At 66.7% G+C, this 17,567-nt stretch carries 18 protein-coding genes and 1 pseudogene; 9 read left to right on the forward strand and 10 right to left on the reverse strand.

All coding sequences use genetic code 11. The annotated features are described in order from the left end of the window. Positions 1 to 34: 34 nt before the first annotated feature. Entirely contained in the window at positions 35 to 973 is a 939-nt protein-coding gene (coaA, locus tag ABDV69_RS09620; protein WP_343573570.1) for a type I pantothenate kinase, read from the reverse strand. Positions 974 to 1,098: 125 nt separating this feature from the next. Then, a complete protein-coding gene (locus tag ABDV69_RS09625) occupies positions 1,099 to 1,998 on the reverse strand; it encodes a DMT family transporter (RefSeq protein ID WP_343573573.1) in 900 nt (299 codons plus the stop codon). Positions 1,999 to 2,101: 103 nt separating this feature from the next. Here ABDV69_RS09625 and ABDV69_RS09630 point away from each other — a divergent pair, with 103 nt between their 5' ends. The 6 genes from ABDV69_RS09630 (at position 2,102) to ABDV69_RS09655 (ending at position 9,335) form a co-directional block, all read left to right on the forward strand. Then, a complete protein-coding gene (locus tag ABDV69_RS09630; RefSeq protein WP_343573574.1) occupies positions 2,102 to 3,313 on the forward strand; it encodes a DUF885 domain-containing protein in 1,212 nt (403 codons plus the stop codon). A 190-nt stretch (positions 3,314 to 3,503) separates the two neighbouring features. After that, entirely contained in the window at positions 3,504 to 4,778 is a 1,275-nt protein-coding gene (glyA, locus tag ABDV69_RS09635) for a serine hydroxymethyltransferase (protein WP_343573614.1), read from the forward strand. Positions 4,779 to 4,827: 49 nt separating this feature from the next. Continuing rightward, positions 4,828 to 5,658, forward strand: a complete 831-nt coding sequence (locus ABDV69_RS09640) for an acyl-ACP desaturase (protein WP_343573577.1) — start codon at positions 4,828 to 4,830, stop codon at positions 5,656 to 5,658. A 337-nt stretch (positions 5,659 to 5,995) separates the two neighbouring features. After that, positions 5,996 to 7,324: a PhoH family protein gene (locus ABDV69_RS09645; protein WP_343573579.1), complete on the forward strand. Its 1,329-nt coding sequence runs from the start codon at positions 5,996 to 5,998 to the stop codon at positions 7,322 to 7,324. Positions 7,325 to 7,359: 35 nt separating this feature from the next. Further along, entirely contained in the window at positions 7,360 to 8,244 is an 885-nt protein-coding gene (locus ABDV69_RS09650) for a polysaccharide deacetylase family protein (RefSeq protein WP_343573582.1), read from the forward strand. 149 nt (positions 8,245 to 8,393) lie between these two features. Then, on the forward strand, positions 8,394 to 9,335 hold the full coding sequence (locus ABDV69_RS09655; RefSeq protein ID WP_343573584.1) for a LysR family transcriptional regulator: 942 nt from the start codon (positions 8,394 to 8,396) through the stop codon (positions 9,333 to 9,335). Positions 9,336 to 9,367: 32 nt separating this feature from the next. Here ABDV69_RS09655 and ABDV69_RS09660 read toward each other — a convergent pair. Continuing rightward, positions 9,368 to 9,511 (reverse strand): annotated as a pseudogene (locus tag ABDV69_RS09660) (pyridine nucleotide-disulfide oxidoreductase); the annotation flags it as partial. Between the two features lie 404 nt (positions 9,512 to 9,915). Between ABDV69_RS09660 and ABDV69_RS09665 the strand changes: the two are divergent. Next, complete coding sequence (locus ABDV69_RS09665) at positions 9,916 to 11,127, forward strand: MFS transporter (RefSeq protein ID WP_343573587.1); 1,212 nt, start codon at positions 9,916 to 9,918, stop codon at positions 11,125 to 11,127. On the opposite strand, the gene ABDV69_RS09670 is transcribed toward ABDV69_RS09665, so the two are convergent. From ABDV69_RS09670 to glpX, 3 genes are read right to left on the reverse strand one after another with little or no spacing between them, the layout of a single operon-like run. Then, positions 11,113 to 11,577, reverse strand: coding sequence for an ester cyclase (locus ABDV69_RS09670; RefSeq protein WP_343573590.1), 465 nt, complete (start codon positions 11,575 to 11,577; stop codon positions 11,113 to 11,115). The genes ABDV69_RS09665 and ABDV69_RS09670 overlap by 15 nt on opposite strands. Before the next feature lie 2 nt (positions 11,578 to 11,579). Beyond that, positions 11,580 to 12,980: a class II fumarate hydratase gene (locus ABDV69_RS09675; RefSeq protein ID WP_343573592.1), complete on the reverse strand. Its 1,401-nt coding sequence runs from the start codon at positions 12,978 to 12,980 to the stop codon at positions 11,580 to 11,582. A 34-nt stretch (positions 12,981 to 13,014) separates the two neighbouring features. Beyond that, positions 13,015 to 14,100, reverse strand: coding sequence for a class II fructose-bisphosphatase (glpX, locus tag ABDV69_RS09680; protein WP_343573593.1), 1,086 nt, complete (start codon positions 14,098 to 14,100; stop codon positions 13,015 to 13,017). Positions 14,101 to 14,155: 55 nt separating this feature from the next. Between glpX and ABDV69_RS09685 the strand changes: the two genes are divergently transcribed. Both ABDV69_RS09685 and ABDV69_RS09690 read left to right on the forward strand, forming a co-directional pair. Further along, a complete protein-coding gene (locus tag ABDV69_RS09685) occupies positions 14,156 to 14,794 on the forward strand; it encodes a DUF4245 domain-containing protein (RefSeq protein ID WP_343573594.1) in 639 nt (212 codons plus the stop codon). 16 nt (positions 14,795 to 14,810) lie between these two features. After that, the gene (locus tag ABDV69_RS09690) at positions 14,811 to 15,608 is read left to right on the forward strand and encodes a dienelactone hydrolase family protein (protein ID WP_343573596.1); all 798 of its coding nucleotides are present in this window, start codon (positions 14,811 to 14,813) and stop codon (positions 15,606 to 15,608) included. Positions 15,609 to 15,767: 159 nt separating this feature from the next. Here ABDV69_RS09690 and ABDV69_RS09695 read toward each other — a convergent pair whose 3' ends face one another. From ABDV69_RS09695 to ABDV69_RS09710, 4 genes are read right to left on the reverse strand one after another with little or no spacing between them, the layout of a single operon-like run. Continuing rightward, positions 15,768 to 16,166: a TA system VapC family ribonuclease toxin gene (locus ABDV69_RS09695; RefSeq protein ID WP_343573598.1), complete on the reverse strand. Its 399-nt coding sequence runs from the start codon at positions 16,164 to 16,166 to the stop codon at positions 15,768 to 15,770. Further along, the gene (locus ABDV69_RS09700; RefSeq protein WP_343573600.1) at positions 16,163 to 16,393 is read right to left on the reverse strand and encodes a hypothetical protein; all 231 of its coding nucleotides are present in this window, start codon (positions 16,391 to 16,393) and stop codon (positions 16,163 to 16,165) included. Before ABDV69_RS09700 ends, ABDV69_RS09695 begins: the two co-directional genes overlap by 4 nt. A 41-nt stretch (positions 16,394 to 16,434) precedes the next feature. Then, positions 16,435 to 17,286: an SDR family oxidoreductase gene (locus tag ABDV69_RS09705; protein WP_343573602.1), complete on the reverse strand. Its 852-nt coding sequence runs from the start codon at positions 17,284 to 17,286 to the stop codon at positions 16,435 to 16,437. Continuing rightward, a complete protein-coding gene (locus ABDV69_RS09710) occupies positions 17,283 to 17,414 on the reverse strand; it encodes a hypothetical protein (protein ID WP_343573605.1) in 132 nt (43 codons plus the stop codon). The genes ABDV69_RS09705 and ABDV69_RS09710 overlap by 4 nt, the downstream gene beginning before the upstream one ends. Positions 17,415 to 17,567 lie beyond the last annotated feature (153 nt).

A 17,567-nucleotide genomic window follows, 5' to 3' on the forward strand; every position in this document is an offset into this window, starting at 1 on the left:
ACTCGTAGGGTTCTTCCGCTCGTCGGCCGAACCGTTACAGTTTTCGCAGCCGTAACCGGTTGATGGAGTGGTCGGCGTCCTTGCGTAACACCAGGGTGGCGCGCGGCCGGGTGGGCAGGATGTTCTCGATCAGGTTAAGCCGGTTGATCGAACGCCAGATGTCGCGGGCCGCGACGTCGGCCTGCTGATCGGTCAGCCCGGCGTAGTGATGAAAGTGCGACGCGGGGTTGGCGAACGCCGTCGAGCGCATCGCCAGGAACCGCGAGATGTACCACTGCTCGATATCCTCGACGCGCGCGTCCACATACAGCGAGAAGTCGAACAGATCCGAGACCATCAGCGTCGGTCCGGTCTGCAGCACGTTGAGGCCTTCGAGAATCAGGATGTCGGGGTGGCGGACCACCTGCTTGGCGTCGGGCACCCGGTCGTAGTGCAGATGTGAATACACCGGCGCGCACACGTAGTCCGATCCCGATTTCACCGACGTGACGAACCGCATCAGTGCCCGGCGATCGTAGCTTTCTGGAAAGCCTTTGCGGTGCATCAGGTTTCGGCGGCTCAGCTCGGCATTCGGGTAGAGGAATCCGTCGGTGGTGACCAGGTCGACGCGCGGGTGGTGGTCCCAGCGGGCCAGCAGCGCCTGCAGTACCCGGGCCGTCGTCGACTTACCAACCGCCACGCTGCCCGCCACACCGATGATGAACGGCACCGGCCGGTCGGGATTCTGCTCCTGCTCACCGAGGAACTCGGCGGTCGCGGAGAACAATCGCTGGCGCGCCGCGACCTGCAGGTGCAGGAGTCGCGCCAGCGGCAGGTAGACCTCTTCGACCTCGCGCAGGTTGACCTGCTCGCCGATGCCGCGCAGACCGACGATTTCCTCTTCGGTCAGGGGCTGCGGTGTCGACATGCGGAGCGCGCGCCACTGACGTCGATCGAACTCCACATAGGGGCTCGGCTCGCTGGGCCGCGGCATGACAGTCAGTCTTGCAGCATCAGCCGCGCTGCGGTCGGTCGGGGGACGACCCCAGCCACGGCGTCGGGTAATCCATCAGCCCGCAGCGGGCGGTGACTCGCGGCGACCGGAGTCGCGCTCGTTGATCATGCAGTTTGGAGAAGGCGGCGGCGTTCGCCTGCGACATGTCGGCGTGTCGCTTCCGCGTCGCCGCGCGCAAGCGCGATCGTCGCCGCAGTCATCACGAAAACCGCTGCTAACAGAACGAAGGCCCCGGAGCGCCCGGTGTTGAGCGTTTCCCCGAGAACGACGACGCCCAGGACCGCTGCAACGAGGGGCTGCGATACCTCCAGGGTCGGCATCGACGCGACCAGATCGCCGGCGCGGAACGCCGACTGCTCCCAGGCGAACCCGCCTATCGCAGCCAGCAGCCAGGCGTAGCACTCCCATGAGCGGGCCGCAGTTCCCACACCTTCGCCGAGCGCCGAGACGACGCCCTTGGTCAGGACGGCGAATACACCCCACAGTGAGCCCGATACGAAGGCGAACAACGCTGCGGCCAGAGTGCCGCCCCTGATGCGGGCGACTGCGACACATCCGACCAGGAGGGGCACCAGCACGGCCGCGACGCCAGCCCACCTGCTCGAGGTAGCGCGCGCGTGACCGACCTGCGGGTTGCCCACCGTGACGATCACCGTCACGGCTGCCGTGAGCAGGCCGGCCCACACCCATTGCCGGCCGGTCACGGCGCGATGCGCCAGCCCGGCGCTGATCGGCAGGGCAAACAGCAGGGACAATACGAGCAACGCCTGCACCAGCAGAACCGAACCTTGGCTGAGCGCGGCGCTTTGCAAGACAATGCTGACAAGGATGGCCAGGGCCCCCAGGCGCCAGCGCCGGTTGTGGAACAGCCTGGTGAACAGCGCGATGTTGCCGCTGGACGGGTCGGTGAGCCGATGCGTCGCTCGTTGCTGGAGGACGTCCCCGACGGCGACGCACAGGGCAGCACCTAGCGCCATTCCAGCGGCTATTTCCATCTTCGGCATGCGTTAGTTTCTCCGGTTGATGCCTGTTGAGGTCCATTGTTCGCTATGCCCGCTCCCCGACGATCTCACACCACGGCCCGGCGACCAGATAGCGTTTGGCGTCGTGGACCCTGACGCGCTGATCCGCGAGTACCTGCTTCTCGGTTTGCGTTTCGACCGGATCGAGTCGGGTTACGTCGACGCCTTCACCGGCGATCCGGCTCTGCGCTATACGGTGGCGGCCGAGCCCGCACCCGACCCGGCCGATCTGGCCCGCCAAGCCGGGCGGCTGCTCGTTGCGTTGCCGGATGTACCCCGCCGCGATGGATTCGACTCCCAGCGCGCCGACTTTGTGGGCGCGCACCTGCGGGCGCTGGAATGCGCGGCCCGCAAATTCGCCGGCGCAGACATCGGGTTCGTCGATGAAGTCCACGCCTACTTCGACGTGCACATCAGCAAGGGTGACCCGGAGACCTATCGTCAGGCGCATGCCCGCCTCGACCAGGCGCTCGGCGGCACCGGGCCGCTGGCCGACCGGATGGAAGCACATCGCGTCGGCGAAGAAATCCCGCCCGAGAGGTTGCCGGCGTGCATCGACGCGTTCTCCAGCGCGCTGCGCGACCGGGTTCGCGCGCAATACCCGCTGCCGGACACCGAAACCGTCGACTACCAGGTGGTGACCGACAAGCCGTGGTCGGGATTCAACTACTACCTGGGCGACTACCGGTCGATGGTGGCCGTCAACGCCGATCTCAAACAACTGATGTCCAACCTGCCGCGACTGGTGGCCCACGAGTCCTACCCCGGCCATCACACCGAGCACTGTCGCAAAGAGGTCGGCCTGGTCAACCGCAAGGGCCAGGCCGAGCAGACCATCTTCCTGGTGAACACGCCGCAGTGCCTGATGGCCGAGGGCCTGGCCGACCTGGCGCTGTACGCGGCGATCGGTTCGGGCTGGGGGAATTGGGCGAGCGAGATCTACGCCGACCTGGGACTGCGTTTCGACGGCGAGCGTGCCGAGGCGGTGTCCGAGGCGTCGGCGGCGCTGGCCGGGGTCCGGCAGGACGCGGCGCTGATGCTGCACGACGAGCACCGCGACGCCGACGAGGTGGCGGAGTTCCTGCGGCGCTGGCTGCTGGTCAACGACACCCGGGCCCGGCAGATGCTGCGGTTCCTGTCGTCGCCGTTGTGGCGCGCGTACACCAGCACCTACGTCGAGGGATATCGGCTGCTGCGCGGCTGGCTCGACGACCGTCCCGCAGATGTCAGCCTGGTCGAGAGGTTCGGCCGGTTACTCGACGAGCCGTTCACCCCGTCGACGATGCAGAGCGCGTAGCGCGATGCGGAGGAGGCGGGGCATCAAGCCGAGCCCGTCGACGATGCAGAGCTAATCCCGCCCAGCGTGCACTGCGTGCGAAATTCCTCGCCCTGATTCACACTGGTTGCACGTTCGGCGCAGTGCCAATAGCCGCCTCGATAGACTGGCGGGCGTGACCGCCGCACCTGATGCCCGCATAAAATCCGCCATGACCGCGCCGCTGGCCGAGGTCGACCCCGACATCGCCGAACTGCTCGGCAAGGAGCTCGGCCGCCAGCGCGACACGCTGGAGATGATCGCCTCGGAGAACTTTGTGCCGCGCGCGGTGCTACAGGCCCAGGGCAGCGTGCTGACCAACAAATACGCCGAGGGTCTACCCGGCCGACGCTATTACGGCGGCTGCGAATACGTCGACGTGGTGGAGAACATCGCCCGCGACCGGGCCAAGGCGCTGTTCGGCGCCGACTTCGCCAACGTCCAACCGCACTCGGGTGCACAGGCCAACGCGGCCGTCCTGCACGCGCTGATGTCGCCGGGGGAGAAGCTGCTGGGCCTCGACCTCGCCAACGGCGGTCACCTCACGCACGGCATGAAACTCAACTTCTCCGGCAAGCTCTACGAGAACGCCTTCTACGGTGTTGACGCCACCACGCATCTGATCGACATGGATGTGGTGCGCGCCCACGCGCTGGAGTTCCGCCCGAAGGTGATCGTCGCCGGCTGGTCGGCCTATCCGCGGACGCTGGACTTCGCCGCGTTCTCCTCGATCGCCGACGAGGTCGACGCAACGCTGTGGGTGGACATGGCGCACTTCGCCGGCCTGGTCGCCGCCGGCCTGCATCCGTCGCCGGTGCCGCACGCCGACGTCGTCTCGACCACCGTGCACAAGACGCTGGGCGGCCCGCGGTCAGGGCTGATCGTGGGCAAGCAGGAATACGCCAAGAAGATCAACTCGGCGGTGTTCCCCGGCCAGCAGGGCGGACCGCTGATGCATGTCATCGCCGCCAAGGCCGTCGCGCTGAAGATCGCCGGCACCCCGGAATTCGTCGACCGGCAGCAGCGCACGCTGTCCGGTGCCCGGATCATCGCCGAGCGGCTGTTGGCGGCGGACGTTGCCAAGGCCGGCGTCTCGGTGGTCAGCGGCGGCACGGACGTTCATCTGGTGCTGGTCGACCTGCGTGACTCGCCGCTTGATGGTCAGGCCGCCGAGGACCTGCTGCACGAGGTCGGCATCACCGTCAACCGCAACGCGGTGCCCAACGACCCGCGGCCGCCGATGGTGACCTCGGGCCTGCGGGTCGGAACCCCGGCGCTGGCCACCCGCGGCTTCTCCGATGCCGAGTTCAGCGAGGTCGCCGACATCATCGCCACCGCGCTCGCCGCGGGAACCGCGGCCGACCTGTCGGGTCTGCGTGACCGCGTAACCCGTCTGGCCAGGGAGTTTCCGCTGTACGACGGCCTGGAGGACTGGTCGCTGGTGTAATGTCGTGTCAATTTCATGATAACTGTGTACGCGGGTTATAGTTACTTTCATGGCTGTCAAACCCGTCGCTAACGCGCTGATGCTCCAACTCGAGCCGGTCGTCGGCGAGAACATCGATCGTCACCTCGAAACCGATCAGATCTGGTTCGCGCACGACTTCGTGCCGTTCGAGCAGGGCGAGAACTTCGCGTTTCTCGGCGGTCGGGACTGGGATCCGTCGCAGGTGACCATGCCGAAGACCATCACCGACGCGTGCGAAATCCTGCTGATCACCAAGGACAACCTGGCCGGCTACCACCGCGAATTCGTCGAGCATTTCATCCTCGAGGACAACTGGGGCCAGTGGATCGGTCGCTGGACCGCCGAGGAGCACCTGCACGCCATCGCGTTGCGCGAGTACTTCGTGGTGACCCGCGAGATCGATCCGACCGCCAACGAGCACGTCCGCTTCGAGCACGTGTCGTCGAAGGGCTACCGCGCCGATCAGTATTCGCAGATCGAGACGCTGGTGTTCATGGCGCTGTTCGAGCGTGCGCACGCGGTGTACTGCAACAACCTGGCGGCACGGATCGAGGAGCCGGTGCTGGCTGGACTCATCACCCACATCGCCCGCGACGAAGCGCGGCATGAGGAGTTCTTCGCGAACCTGGTCGCGCACTTGCTCACCTACTCCCGCGAGGAGACGATCGCGGCCATCGCGGCCCGCGCGGCGGAGATCGAGGTCATCGGCGCCGACATCGACGCCTACGCCGACAAGGTGCGAATCGTCGCTGAGGCAGGCATTTTCGGCCCCGACCAACTCAAGCAGGTCATCTCCGACCGCATCACCGCCTGGGGCGTCATCGACGAGCCCGCCCTGCGGCAGTTCGTCATCAGTTAATCGTCGGCGGGGCTTAGCTGCGCCGCTCCTTCTCATCGCTGGCGCCCTGCCTGGCTGGCGCTCGTGGCGTGGTCGGCGCGCCTGCACGGCGGAGATGCGCCAACGCGGGTACCGTCGCAGTCGATGGCTAGCGACATGCTCTGCTATCCGGGCGGCGCCTCTCGACTCGACCTCGAAGGGACCGTCGGCTCCGGTCCTTGTGCCGCGGCCCCCGCCGATTCGTCCGTGCGGGCCGCGCGGGCATCCAGCCCGGTGAGAACGCCGCGCGCGCATGGGTGGCGAGGGGCCACCACCCGCATGCGGCGGCGATCCGGACGATGAGCTTCCAGGAGCGCTCGTGACTGATTCCTCGGCGGTTTCCCAGGACACCATCAGGACTTACGTGCTCGACACGTCGGTGCTGCTGTCCGATCCGTGGGCCTGCTCCCGCTTCGCCGAACATGAAGTCGTGGTTCCGCTAGTGGTGATCAGCGAGTTGGAGGCCAAGCGCCATCACCACGAGCTGGGCTGGTTCGCCCGTCAGGCACTGCGCTTGTTCGACGATCTCCGCATCGAGCACGGCCGCCTCGATCAGCCCATTCCGGTTGGGACACAGGGTGGCACGCTGCACGTCGAGCTCAACCACAGCGACCCGGCCGTGCTGCCGGCGGGCTTCCGCACCGACACCAACGACTCGCGGATCCTGTGCTGCGCTGCCAATCTCGCTGCCGAAGGCAAGCGAGTCACGTTGGTCAGCAAGGACATTCCGCTGCGCGTCAAGGCGGGCGCGGTGGGCGTGGCCGCCGACGAGTACCACGCTCAGGACGTCGTGGTGTCCGGTTGGACTGGCATGACGGAAGTCGAAACCGGCGCCGACGACATCGACGCCCTGTTCGCCGACGGCGAGGTCGACCTGGAAGGTGCGCGAGACCTGCCCTGCCACACCGGCATTCGGCTACTGGCCGGAAGCTCGCATGCGCTCGGCCGGGTGAACGCCCACAAGAAGGTACAACTGGTCCGCGGTGACCGCGAGGTGTTCGGGCTGCGCGGCCGCTCCGCCGAACAGCGGGTGGCCCTGGATCTGTTGCTCGACGAGTCGGTGGGCATCGTGTCGCTCGGCGGAAAGGCCGGTACCGGCAAGTCGGCGCTGGCGCTGTGCGCCGGCCTCGAGGCCGTGCTGGAACGTCGCACCCAGCGCAAGGTGGTGGTGTTCCGCCCGCTGTACGCGGTCGGCGGCCAGGAGTTGGGCTATCTGCCCGGTAGCGAGAGCGACAAGATGGGCCCGTGGGCGCAGGCGGTCTTTGACACCCTCGAAGGTCTGGCCAGCCCGGCGGTGCTCGACGAGGTGCTCTCCCGCGGGATGCTCGAGGTGCTGCCGCTCACCCACATCCGCGGCCGCTCGCTGCACGACTCGTTCGTGATCGTCGACGAAGCTCAGTCGCTGGAACGCAACGTGCTGCTGACCGTGCTGTCGCGATTGGGCGTGGGGTCGCGGGTGGTGCTCACCCACGATGTCGCGCAGCGCGACAACCTTCGGGTGGGTCGTCACGACGGCGTGGCGGCCGTGGTCGAAAAGCTCAAGGGCCATCCGCTGTTCGCGCACATCACGCTGCTGCGCAGTGAGCGGTCGCCGATTGCGGCGCTGGTCACCGAGATGCTCGAAGAGATCAGCGGCGTGCCACTGTAAACCCCGGCGCCGACAGGCGCGGGTAGGGTTAGCCAGTGCCCAAACGACCGGACAACCAGACGTGGCGTTACTGGCGCACCGTCGCTGGCGTCGCGGCTGCCGCGGTCGTCGTCACCATCGGCGCCGTCACCGGACACATCAGATTTGCCCACGCCAACGATGTCGTCGACTGCGCTCAGGTCAAGTGCGTGGCGCTCACTTTCGACGACGGGCCGACTCCCTACACCGACCGGCTGCTGGGCATCCTGAAGGCCAACAACGCCAAGGCGACGTTCTTCGAGATCGGTAACAAGGTCGCCGCCAACCCGGCCGGCGCCAAACGGGTCGTCGACGCGGGTATGGAAATCGGCAACCACACCTGGGAACACCCGAATATGACCACGCTCCCGCCGGCTGACGTGCCGAGTCAGTTCTCCCGGGCGAACGACGCGATCGTGGCCGCGACCGGAACGATGCCGAAGTTGTGGCGCCCACCGGGCGGGCTGACCGATGGGAGAGTCAATGAGCAGGCAGCCAAGGCCGGTCTGGCCGGAATCCTCTGGGACGTAATCCCTTTCGACTGGATCAACGACTCCAACACCGCGGCCAGCCGACAGGTGTTGATGACCCAGATAAAGCCCGGATCGGTGGTGCTGCTGCACGACACCTACTCCAGTACCGTCGACCTCGTCGAACAGTTCATCCCGGTACTCAAGACCAACAGCTACCACCTGGTGACGGTCAGCCAGCTGCTCGGGCCGCGGGCTCCGGGAAGTGTCTACGGGTCTCGTGAGAACGGTCCGGCTGCCAACGCCCTGCACGACATTCCGGCTTCGGAGATCCCGTCGCTGCCGAACACGCCGTCGCCGCCACCGATGCCTAACTTCCCGATTACCGATGTGGCGGGCCAGAACTCCGGCGGTGCGAGCAACGGTAGCTGAGGAGCTTACCGCGAATTTCTCAGCGGACGTTGATGTTTCGGCGTCCCAGCCCGCTGCGACAGCCAGCGCTGATGCTGCGCGTTACACATTGTCGCGGGTCGCCGTCGTATCGTGTCGAGCCACAAAGCGAGCTTGTGCTTGGATGAGCCATGGCACTGAGTTCTCACATGCCGGATCTGTCGGCGCTCGAAGTGCTCTTGGCGGTGGCTAAAACAGCGAGCCTCGGGGCCGCCGGGCGGGAACTCGGACTGACGCAGCAGGCGGTATCTGCCCGGCTCACCTCGATCGAGGCTCAGACCGGCGTCCAGCTAGCGGTCCGCACCCCACGGGGCACGCAGCTGACCCCGGCCGGCGTCGTCGTAGCGCAGTGGGCAGACCACTTGCTAGACACCGCCCAGCAGGTCGATGCCGGCCTCTCGTCGCTTCGCGCCGAGAGCCGCAGCAAGTTGAAAGTCGCCGCAAGCCTTACCATTGCCGAACAACTGATGCCCCTTTGGCTGGTGTCACTGCAAGCGGCGGCGGCCCGAAGTGGCCTTAAGGCTCCCAAGGTTATTCTCACCACCACCAACAGCGAGCATGCGATATCGGCGGTACGCGACGGCACCGCACATCTCGGATTCATCGAAAGCCTGGGTGCGCTCACAGCATTGCGCAGCCGGGTGGTTGCTTACGACGAACTCGTGGTGGTGGTGCCCGCCGGCCACAAATGGGTTCGCCGGTCCAAGGGTGTGAGCGCCATGGAGCTCAGTCAGACCCCGCTGGTCGCACGCGAACCAGGATCCGGAACACGCGACTCGCTGACAAATGCGCTGCGCGGCGTCCTGGGCGACGACTTCGAGCAAGAGAGTCCCGCGTTGGAACTGTCCTCGACGGCCGCGGTGCGCGCGGCAGTCCTGGCGGGCGCCGGTCCTGCGGTACTGAGCAGATTGGCCGTGGCCGACGACCTCGCGGTCGGACGCTTGCGTGCGGTGCAAGCGCCGGATGTGGATCTGCGTCGTGCCCTTCGGGCAATCTGGTCGGGCGCACGAACGCCGCCGGCCGGCGCGATCCGAGATCTGTTGAGTCACATCGCCACTATTAGTTCGGCATAGCCCGTCGTGCCAGGATTGGGCAACCGACAGTGCTACCTGCTGTAGCGCAGCCATAGCGGCAATGCGGTGTCTAGTCGCTGCATGAACTTCTGCAGACCCACGCGGTGCTGACCGGCTCCCATCGGGTCAATCCAGTACGCAGGGAATGCAATACCGACCCCGAACAGCCCGGGGGCGGGTCGATCCATGCGATCTGCTCGCCCGCAATTCCGTGGTCGAGCAGCCGACCTACTGCAGCGATACCTGCCGGCCCTGCTCCGATCACGGCCCAGCCGTACTGAATCATTTTCCTGCCCTTCGGGTGTGGGTTCTCGGTGGTAGCGCTGACCCGGACGGACCGCAAAGTTGCCGAGCGCCGACCTCGATACTTCGCCGGCGGGAACTGCCGCAGTAGGGCTGCTGACCTTGTCGGCTCCCAAGCTCAGCTTGTGGGTGTCGCGAAACCTGCGGTGATCGGGGCAGGAGACGCCAGCGACAGCCCACGTCCCATGCCTGGCGGGCGTCGCCGTTGCGCGGAGATTTTTCCTGATTCCTGCCGCGCCGCCGATCGCGAACAGTTCACTCTGACATACTGGAGGCAATGTCATCCCAGCGGAACGAGACAGCCGCGACCACCAGCATCGCGCGTCCCTGGTTGACGTTGGCGGTCAGCGTGGCGGCGACGTCGTGTTCGTTCTTGTTCATCAACTGCGGTGTGTTTCTGATTCCGGCGCTGGAAACTGCCCGCCACACCTCGCTGACGGCAGCGGGCCTGCTGTCGGCGATGCCGAGCTTCGGCATGGTGCTGACATTGTTCGGCTGGGGTTACCTGGTGGACCGGCTCGGCGAGCGGAAGACGCTCGCGGTAGGAACCGGTTTGGCCGGCGTCGCTGCGTTCGCCGCGGCGCCCATGCACTCACTGGTGGCGATCGGTGCGTTGTTGTTCGTCGGCGGAATGGCCGCGGCCAGTAGCAATGTCGCGGGTGGGCGGCTGGTGTCCGGGTCGTTTCCGCCGCAGAAGCGGGGTCTGGCGATGGGTATCCGGCAGACCGCGCAACCGCTGGGTGTCGCGGTGGGCGCCATCGCTATGCCGGAGCTGACCGAGGTCGAGAACGGCTTCTTCGCGGCGCTGCTGTATCCGGCGATCGCGTGCGCGGTGGCGGCGCTGGCCAGCTATGCCTTGCTGACCGATCCGCCCCGTCCGGCCAGGGCGGCCGCCACTGCGGAGCAGCTGGCCAATCCCTACCAGGGTTCAAACGTGTTGCGCCGCATCCACTTCGCGTCGGCGTTTCTGATGGTGCCGCAGTCGATGACGGTGACCTTCATGCTGGTGTGGCTGATCGTCGACCACCACTGGTCGATCGCGACGGCCGGTGTGCTGGTAACCGTCGCGCAGTTGACCGGTGCGGTCGGCCGGATCGCCGTGGGCCGGTGGTCGGATCGCGTCGGTTCCCGGCTGCGGCCGAACCGCATCGTCGCCGTCGCAGCCTGCCTGGCGCTGCTGGTACTGGCGCTCAACGAATATCTGACGTCACCGCTCACCGAGGCCGCGATGGTCGTCGCGACCGTGATCGCGGTGGGCTACAACGGATTGGCGGCCACCGCGATCACCGAGTACGCCGGGCCATTCTGGAGCGGACGCGCACTGGGCGTGCAGAACACGGCGCAACGAGTGATGGCAGCGGCGACTCCGCCGGCCTTCGGGGCGCTGATCACTGCGGTCGGCTATCCCGTCGCCTTCGCGGTGTGCGCGGTGTTCCCGCTGCTGGCCGTACCGATGGTACCGGTCAAATCCGAGTCACGGCCCGGGTAGCTCCCCCGCGGCGGCGGCTGCCAGCAATTCACCGCGGCCGATCTGGGTGACCAGGCTGGCCGAGTCAAAGTAGATGCGCTCGACTGCGATTCGATCGCCGTCGAAGAAGAACACCGCGATGACCGGCACCCGGAATGCCTTGCCGGTGGGCGGCATGCCGTAGAACTCGCCGAGATTCGTTCCCAGCAGGTCGAATTCGGTGATTACCGCGTCCTCGGTGACGTGGTAGCGCACGTTGTCGTGCCGCTGGTCGGGGAACGCGGCACGCGTGGTCCGGTAGTAATTCATGACCTCGTCGTCGCCGTCGAAAACCTGGCCGGTGGCCATGATCTCGTAGCGTGGATGCCCGTTGAAGGTGGCCAGCGTGCGATCGAACTCCTTGGTCACCTCGGTGCTGATGTGCTCTTCGATGAGCGCGACGCGGCGCCGGCGGAGTCCGTCGTCGAGCATGGCTATTCCTTGGTGACCTTGGCCATCGCGAGCACGTCGAGGCGGCGGTCGAGTTCTTCTTCGGTGAGCTTGTCGCCGATCAGGCCGCGGTCGATCACCGTCTGCCGAATTGTCTTGTGTTCTTTGACCGCTTGCTTGGCGACCGCGGCGGCCTCTTCGTAGCCGATCGCCGAGTTGAGCGGCGTGACGATGGACGGGGACGACTCGGCCAGCACGCGCAGGTGCTCCTCGTTGGCCTTAAGGCCAACGATGCAGCGCTCGGCGAACAGCGTCGAGACGTTGGTCAGCAGCGTGAATGACTCGAGGATGTTGCGGGCCATCATTGGGATGTAGACGTTGAGCTCGAAGGCGCCCGACAAGCCGCCGACCGCGACGGCCGCATCGTTGCCGATCACCTGCGCGGCGACCTGGGTAACCGCCTCGGGCAGAACGGGGTTGACCTTGCCCGGCATGATCGAACTGCCCGGCTGCAAGTCCGGCAGCTGGATCTCGGCCAGACCGGTCAGCGGGCCGGAGCCCATCCAGCGCACGTCGTTGGCGATCTTGGTCAGCGACACCGCGATGGTGCGCAGCGCGCCGGAGGCTTCGACCAGCCCGTCGCGGGCGGCTTGGGCCTCGAAAGAGTTTGTCGCGGTGCGCAATTCGGTCAGTCCGGTGACGGCGAGCAACACCTGAACCACCTTGGCGCCGAAGTCGTCGGGGGCGTTGAGGCCGGTGCCGACGGCGGTGCCGCCGATCGCCAGCTCACCGAGTCGGGGAAGGGAGCCGCGCACTCGTTCTATGCCGGCCTCGATCTGGCGGGCGTACCCGGAGAACTCCTGGCCCAGCGTCACCGGGACGGCGTCCATCAGGTGCGTACGGCCCGACTTCACCACGGTCCGCCATTCGCGGGCCTTGTCGGCCAGCGCGTCGTGCAGCACCTGCAGCGCCGGAATGAGATGGCGCACAGCGGCTTCGGTGGCCGCGATGTGGGTAGCCGTCGGGAAGGTGTCGTTGGACGACTGCGACATGTTGACGTCGTCGTTGGGATGCACGGTCACGCCGTTGGCACCGGCGATGCTGGCGATCACCTCGTTGGTGTTCATGTTGGAGCTGGTGCCCGAACCGGTCTGGAACACGTCGATCGGGAACTGGTCGTCGTGGCGGCCGTCGGCGATCTCGGCCGCGGCGGCGATGATCGCGTCGGCCTTGTCCGCCGCCAGCAAACCGAGGTCCTTGTTGACCTGGGCGCAGGCGCCCTTGAGCAGGCCCAGCGCCCGGATCTGGGTGCGCTCCAGGCCCCGTCCGGAGATTGGGAAGTTCTCCACGGCGCGCTGAGTCTGGGCCCGCCACAACGCGTTTGCGGGTACCCGGACCTCGCCCATGGTGTCGTGTTCGATGCGATATTCGGTGTCGTCTGCCATCAGGCAAATCCCTTGCTAGGTAGGTCGGTAATGGTTATGGCAGGGGGTATGCGGCGCTGCTGTCGCCGGTGAAGTCGATCGCGGAGTACTCGTTGAGCTTGGTCAATCGGTGGAAGCCCTCGACCATCCGCAACGTGCCGGACTTCGACCGCATGACGATCGACTGGGTGGTGCAGCCGCCGGGTTCGTAGCGCACACCCTTGAGCAGATCGCCGTCGGTGACACCGGTCGCGCAGAAGAAGACGTTATCCCCGGACACCAGATCCTCGGTGGTCAGTACCTGGTCGAGGTCGTATCCCGCATCGAGCGCTTTCTGTCGTTCTTCGTCGTCCTTGGGCGCCAGCTGTGCCTGGATCTCGCCGCCCATGCAGCGCAGCGCCGCGGCGGTGATGATGCCCTCGGGGGTGCCGCCGATACCGGCCAGCATGTCGGTGCCGGAGCCCGGCCGGCAAGCCGCGATCGCGCCGGCCACGTCGCCGTCGGTGATCAACCGGATTCGCGCACCTGTGTCTCGCACATCCTGGATCAGCTTGGTGTGCCGCGGCCGGTCCAGGATGACGACCGTCATATCCGGCACCGAGAGCCCTTTGACCTTGGCGACCGCGCGGACGTTCTCGCCGATCGGCGCGGTGATGTCCAGAACGTGGGCGGCGTCGGGGCCCACGGCGATCTTGTTCATGTAGAAGACCGCCGACGGGTCGAACATCGAGCCGCGGTCGGCCACCGCGAGCACCGAGATGGCGTTGGGCATGCCCTTGCTCATCAGCGTGGTGCCGTCGATCGGGTCGACGGCGAAGTCGCACTCCGGGCCGTCGCCGTTGCCGACGTGCTCGCCGTTGTAGAGCATCGGCGCTTCGTCTTTCTCGCCCTCGCCGATCACCACGATGCCGCGCATCGACACCGAGTTCACCAGCTGGCGAATGGCATCGACCGCAGCGGCGTCCCCGCCCTCTTTGTCGCCGCGGCCCACCCAGCGGCCGGCGGCCATGGCGCCTGCCTCGGTGACCCGGACCAGCTCGAGGGCGAGGTTGCGGTCGGGCGCTTCACGGCGAGAACCTGCGGGCCCCGTCCGCGACGACGAGCCGGGGTCCGGTGAGGAGGCAGCGGCGCGATCAGTCATGGCTGTTGATTGTCCCAGAGGCAGGTTGCCGGCCGGTAGCTGGGATACTCGTGTTGTGACGTCTGAGCCCGAGCCCTCGGCCAAACCGGCTAAGCCCCGGTTGCTGCAGGACGGCCGCGACATGTTCTGGTCGATCGCGCCGCTGGTGGTGGCCTGCATCGTGTTGGCCGGCGCGGTCGGGATGTGCTCGTTTTCACCGGGCCGAATCGGCCGCGGGCCGGTGCCGGTCTACGACGCGGCCGGCGCGATGAAGGCCGACGCGGTGACCCTCGGGTTCCCGGTCCGGCTGCCGCAGCTCCCCAACGGGTGGCAGGCCAACTCCGGTGGCCGCGGAAGCATCGCCGACGCTCGCACCGACCAGGCGACCGGCCAAAAGCTGCGTGCCGTCACCTCGACCGTCGGCTTCATCAGTCCGTCCGGTGAGTATCTGAGCCTGACGCAGAGCAACGCCGACGAGGTGAAGTTGGTCGGCTCCATCCATGCCTCGATGTATCCGACCGGAGCCGTCGACGTGAACGGCGTCCGGTGGATCACTTACCAGGGCGACCCCGGCGTCGAGCCGATCTGGACGACGCGACTGGACAGTCCGGCCGGACCCGCGCAGGTGGCGATCACCGGGGCCGGCAGCGTCGACGAGTTTCGTGCGCTGGCGGCGGCCACCCAAACGCAGCCACCTCTGCCCGCACACAGGTAACCGAAGGGACACCTCGATGACAGCACCGGTAGGCGATCTCACCGGATGGACAGTCGCGCCGTTCACCGGAGGCGGATACACCCACGACGTGTACCGTCGCGGCGACGGCCCCGGCGTCGTGCTGATCCCCGAGATCCCGGGCATCCATCCGGGCGTGCTGGGGCTGGGAAACCATTTGGTGGACAATGGTTTCACCGTGGCAATCCCGTCGCTGTTCGGTGAGCCCGGGCGCGCAAAAGACGCCGGCTATGTGATCTCGAGCATCACGCGGGCATGTGTGTCAAGGGAATTCGCGGCGTTCGCGACCAACAGGCAGCGTCCGGTGTCTGTGTACCTGCGGGCACTGGCCCGTGATTTGAACAAATCGACGCCCGGTAAGGGTGTCGGAGTGATCGGCCACTGCTTCACCGGCGGCTTCGCGCTGGCCGCTGCGGTCGACGACAGCGTGCTCGCCCCGGTGCTCAGCCAGCCGTCGGTGCCCTTTCCGCTGACCCCGCGACAGCGGCGCGACGCCGGCGTGAGCGACCTGGAGTTGAACGCGTTCAAAGACCGTGCCGACAACGAAGGGCTGTGCGCCATCGGCCTGCGCTTCACGCAGGACAAGGCGGTTCCCGGCGAACGGTTCAAGACGCTCAAAGATCGTCTTGGTGATGCGTTCGAGGTGATCGAAATCGATTCGAGTCCGGGCAACGAGCACGGCTTCTCCCGGATGGCCCACTCGGTGCTGACCGACGAGGTGCGCGAGGTCGACGGCCACCCGGCCTACGAGGCGCGCAAACGCGTCGTCGAGTTCCTCAACGAGCGGCTGCGTTAGCTCCCCTGCCGAGTTTCGGCTCCTCGGCCGATCACCCATACGTTGTTGGCGGCGATGGTATCGAGCACGTTGTTGTGTAAATCCGCTGCACCACTTTGTGTTTGGTCTCGATAGCCGCACCAGCCGGCGCGGACGATCGCCATCTGTCGAGCATCGTGGTCAACTCAGCGGAACCAACGAGACGGTCGCGGGTCGAGCCTGTTCCAGAGTCTCGTCCAGGGTGGCAAGCAGCCCGCCGCGCGAGCTGGCCAGGCTGGCGAGGTAGGCATCGGTCACTTGTTGGTGGCCGTGGACATGGCTGAGCTCGGCATCGGCATAGGAAAGCGAATCGGCCCAGAAGTCGCAGCGCCGGATTGCATCGACCGCCCGCAGCACTTCTATCGCCGCGTGTGCGCTCTCGCCGATTCGCACGAGGAATCGCACCAGCGCGCCCTGCACGATCGGGCAAACGGCGAAGCGTTCGATGTCAGCGGCCCACCGCGTCGCTCGTTCGTGGTGCTCATGTTCGGCCACCGTCAGTGCGATCAGTACGCTGGCATCGAGCAGGTATGTGGTCACTCGTCGTCGAGTGCGGCGTAAACGTCAGCAGCGGTGACCCGGCGACCCACGCTCACCACCGGAAATCCGGAGCGTTCGTTAACCACGATGCGCAGCGGCTGGTCGAGTTGACTGAGACCCCGCGCCGTGAGTTCTGCGACCGTCGACGACAACGACTGCCCGCTAGCCCTCGCGAGTTCGACCGCGCGGCGGTGCACCGCAGGGGGAAGATCGACTGTCGTGCGCACGTCTGCATCATATGAGCATCAAGCTTGATGCAGCCGCTCCTTTACTGGGCGGCTGCGTTGGCGGCCTGCCGCTTGCGCTGGTCGGCGATGAACCGGATCGACATGCGCTGCAACAGATTCGGTGCCATTCGGGCGAACACCCAGGACGCGTAAGCCTGCCGCGGCTTGACCAGCAGTGCCTTGTTGCGGCTGATGGCCTTCAGCGTGTCGGCGGCCAATCGGTCGGCGCTGTAGGCGTTCTTCATACCTTGCCCGCGCAGGTAGTAGTCGCGGCCGACGAAGCCGCCGACCGCGCCCTTGTCCAGGATCGGTGTCTCGACGGCGCCCGGGCAAACCGCCAGCACACCGACGCCGCGTGGGATGGCTTCGGAACGCAGCGCCAGCGACAGTCCGACGATCGCGTGCTTGGTCATCACGTAACTGGTGATCTGGCCGGCCGCGGTCAGCCCGGCCATCGACGCGGTGTTGACGATATGGCCGTGGCCCTGCTGCAGCATCACCGGGTACGCGGCGGTCACGCCGTGCACGACGCCGCGGATGTTTACGTCGATGATGGCGTTCCATTGGTCCAGCGTCAGAAGTTCGGTGTCGCCGCCCCAAGCGATCCCGGCGTTGTTGAACATCAGGTCGAGCCGTCCGGCGCGGGCGACGACGCCGTCGACGGCGGCCTGCACCGCGGCCGGATCGGTGACGTCGAGGGTGGCCGATGTCGCCGACCCGCGACCGTGCAGGCTTTCGGCGGTGCGGGCCGCCGCGGCGCCGTCGACGTCGGTGCAGACCACGTCGGCGCCCGCGGTGGCCAGCGCGCGGCACAGCGCTGCACCGATGCCCGACCCGGCCCCGGTGACGATCGCTTGCCGGCCAACGAAATTCCCCGCAGTCCCGGAACTCATTGCGCAGCAAACGTTATCGCATGGCTCATCAGGTCGAGGTGGCGCTTCATCTTGGCGCCGCCGTTGAGGTCGAGCACCTCGCCGATACCCGATGCGCCGCCGACGACGACTGCGGTGCGGTTGGTCATGCGTGGTCCTTGCTGGAGTCGGGCCATTTCGCGGTGATCACGCCCCACGGGTCGGCGTAGCGTCCGGGGTAGCGGCGATACGGCGAGCGATGCCTGAGCAGAGCGTGCGCCACCGGAGCGCCCAGCCGCGCCGGGTATCGCCGCCACCCCATC

This window comes from Mycobacterium sp. (assembly GCF_039583785.1).
GTDB lineage: Bacteria > Actinomycetota > Actinomycetes > Mycobacteriales > Mycobacteriaceae > Mycobacterium.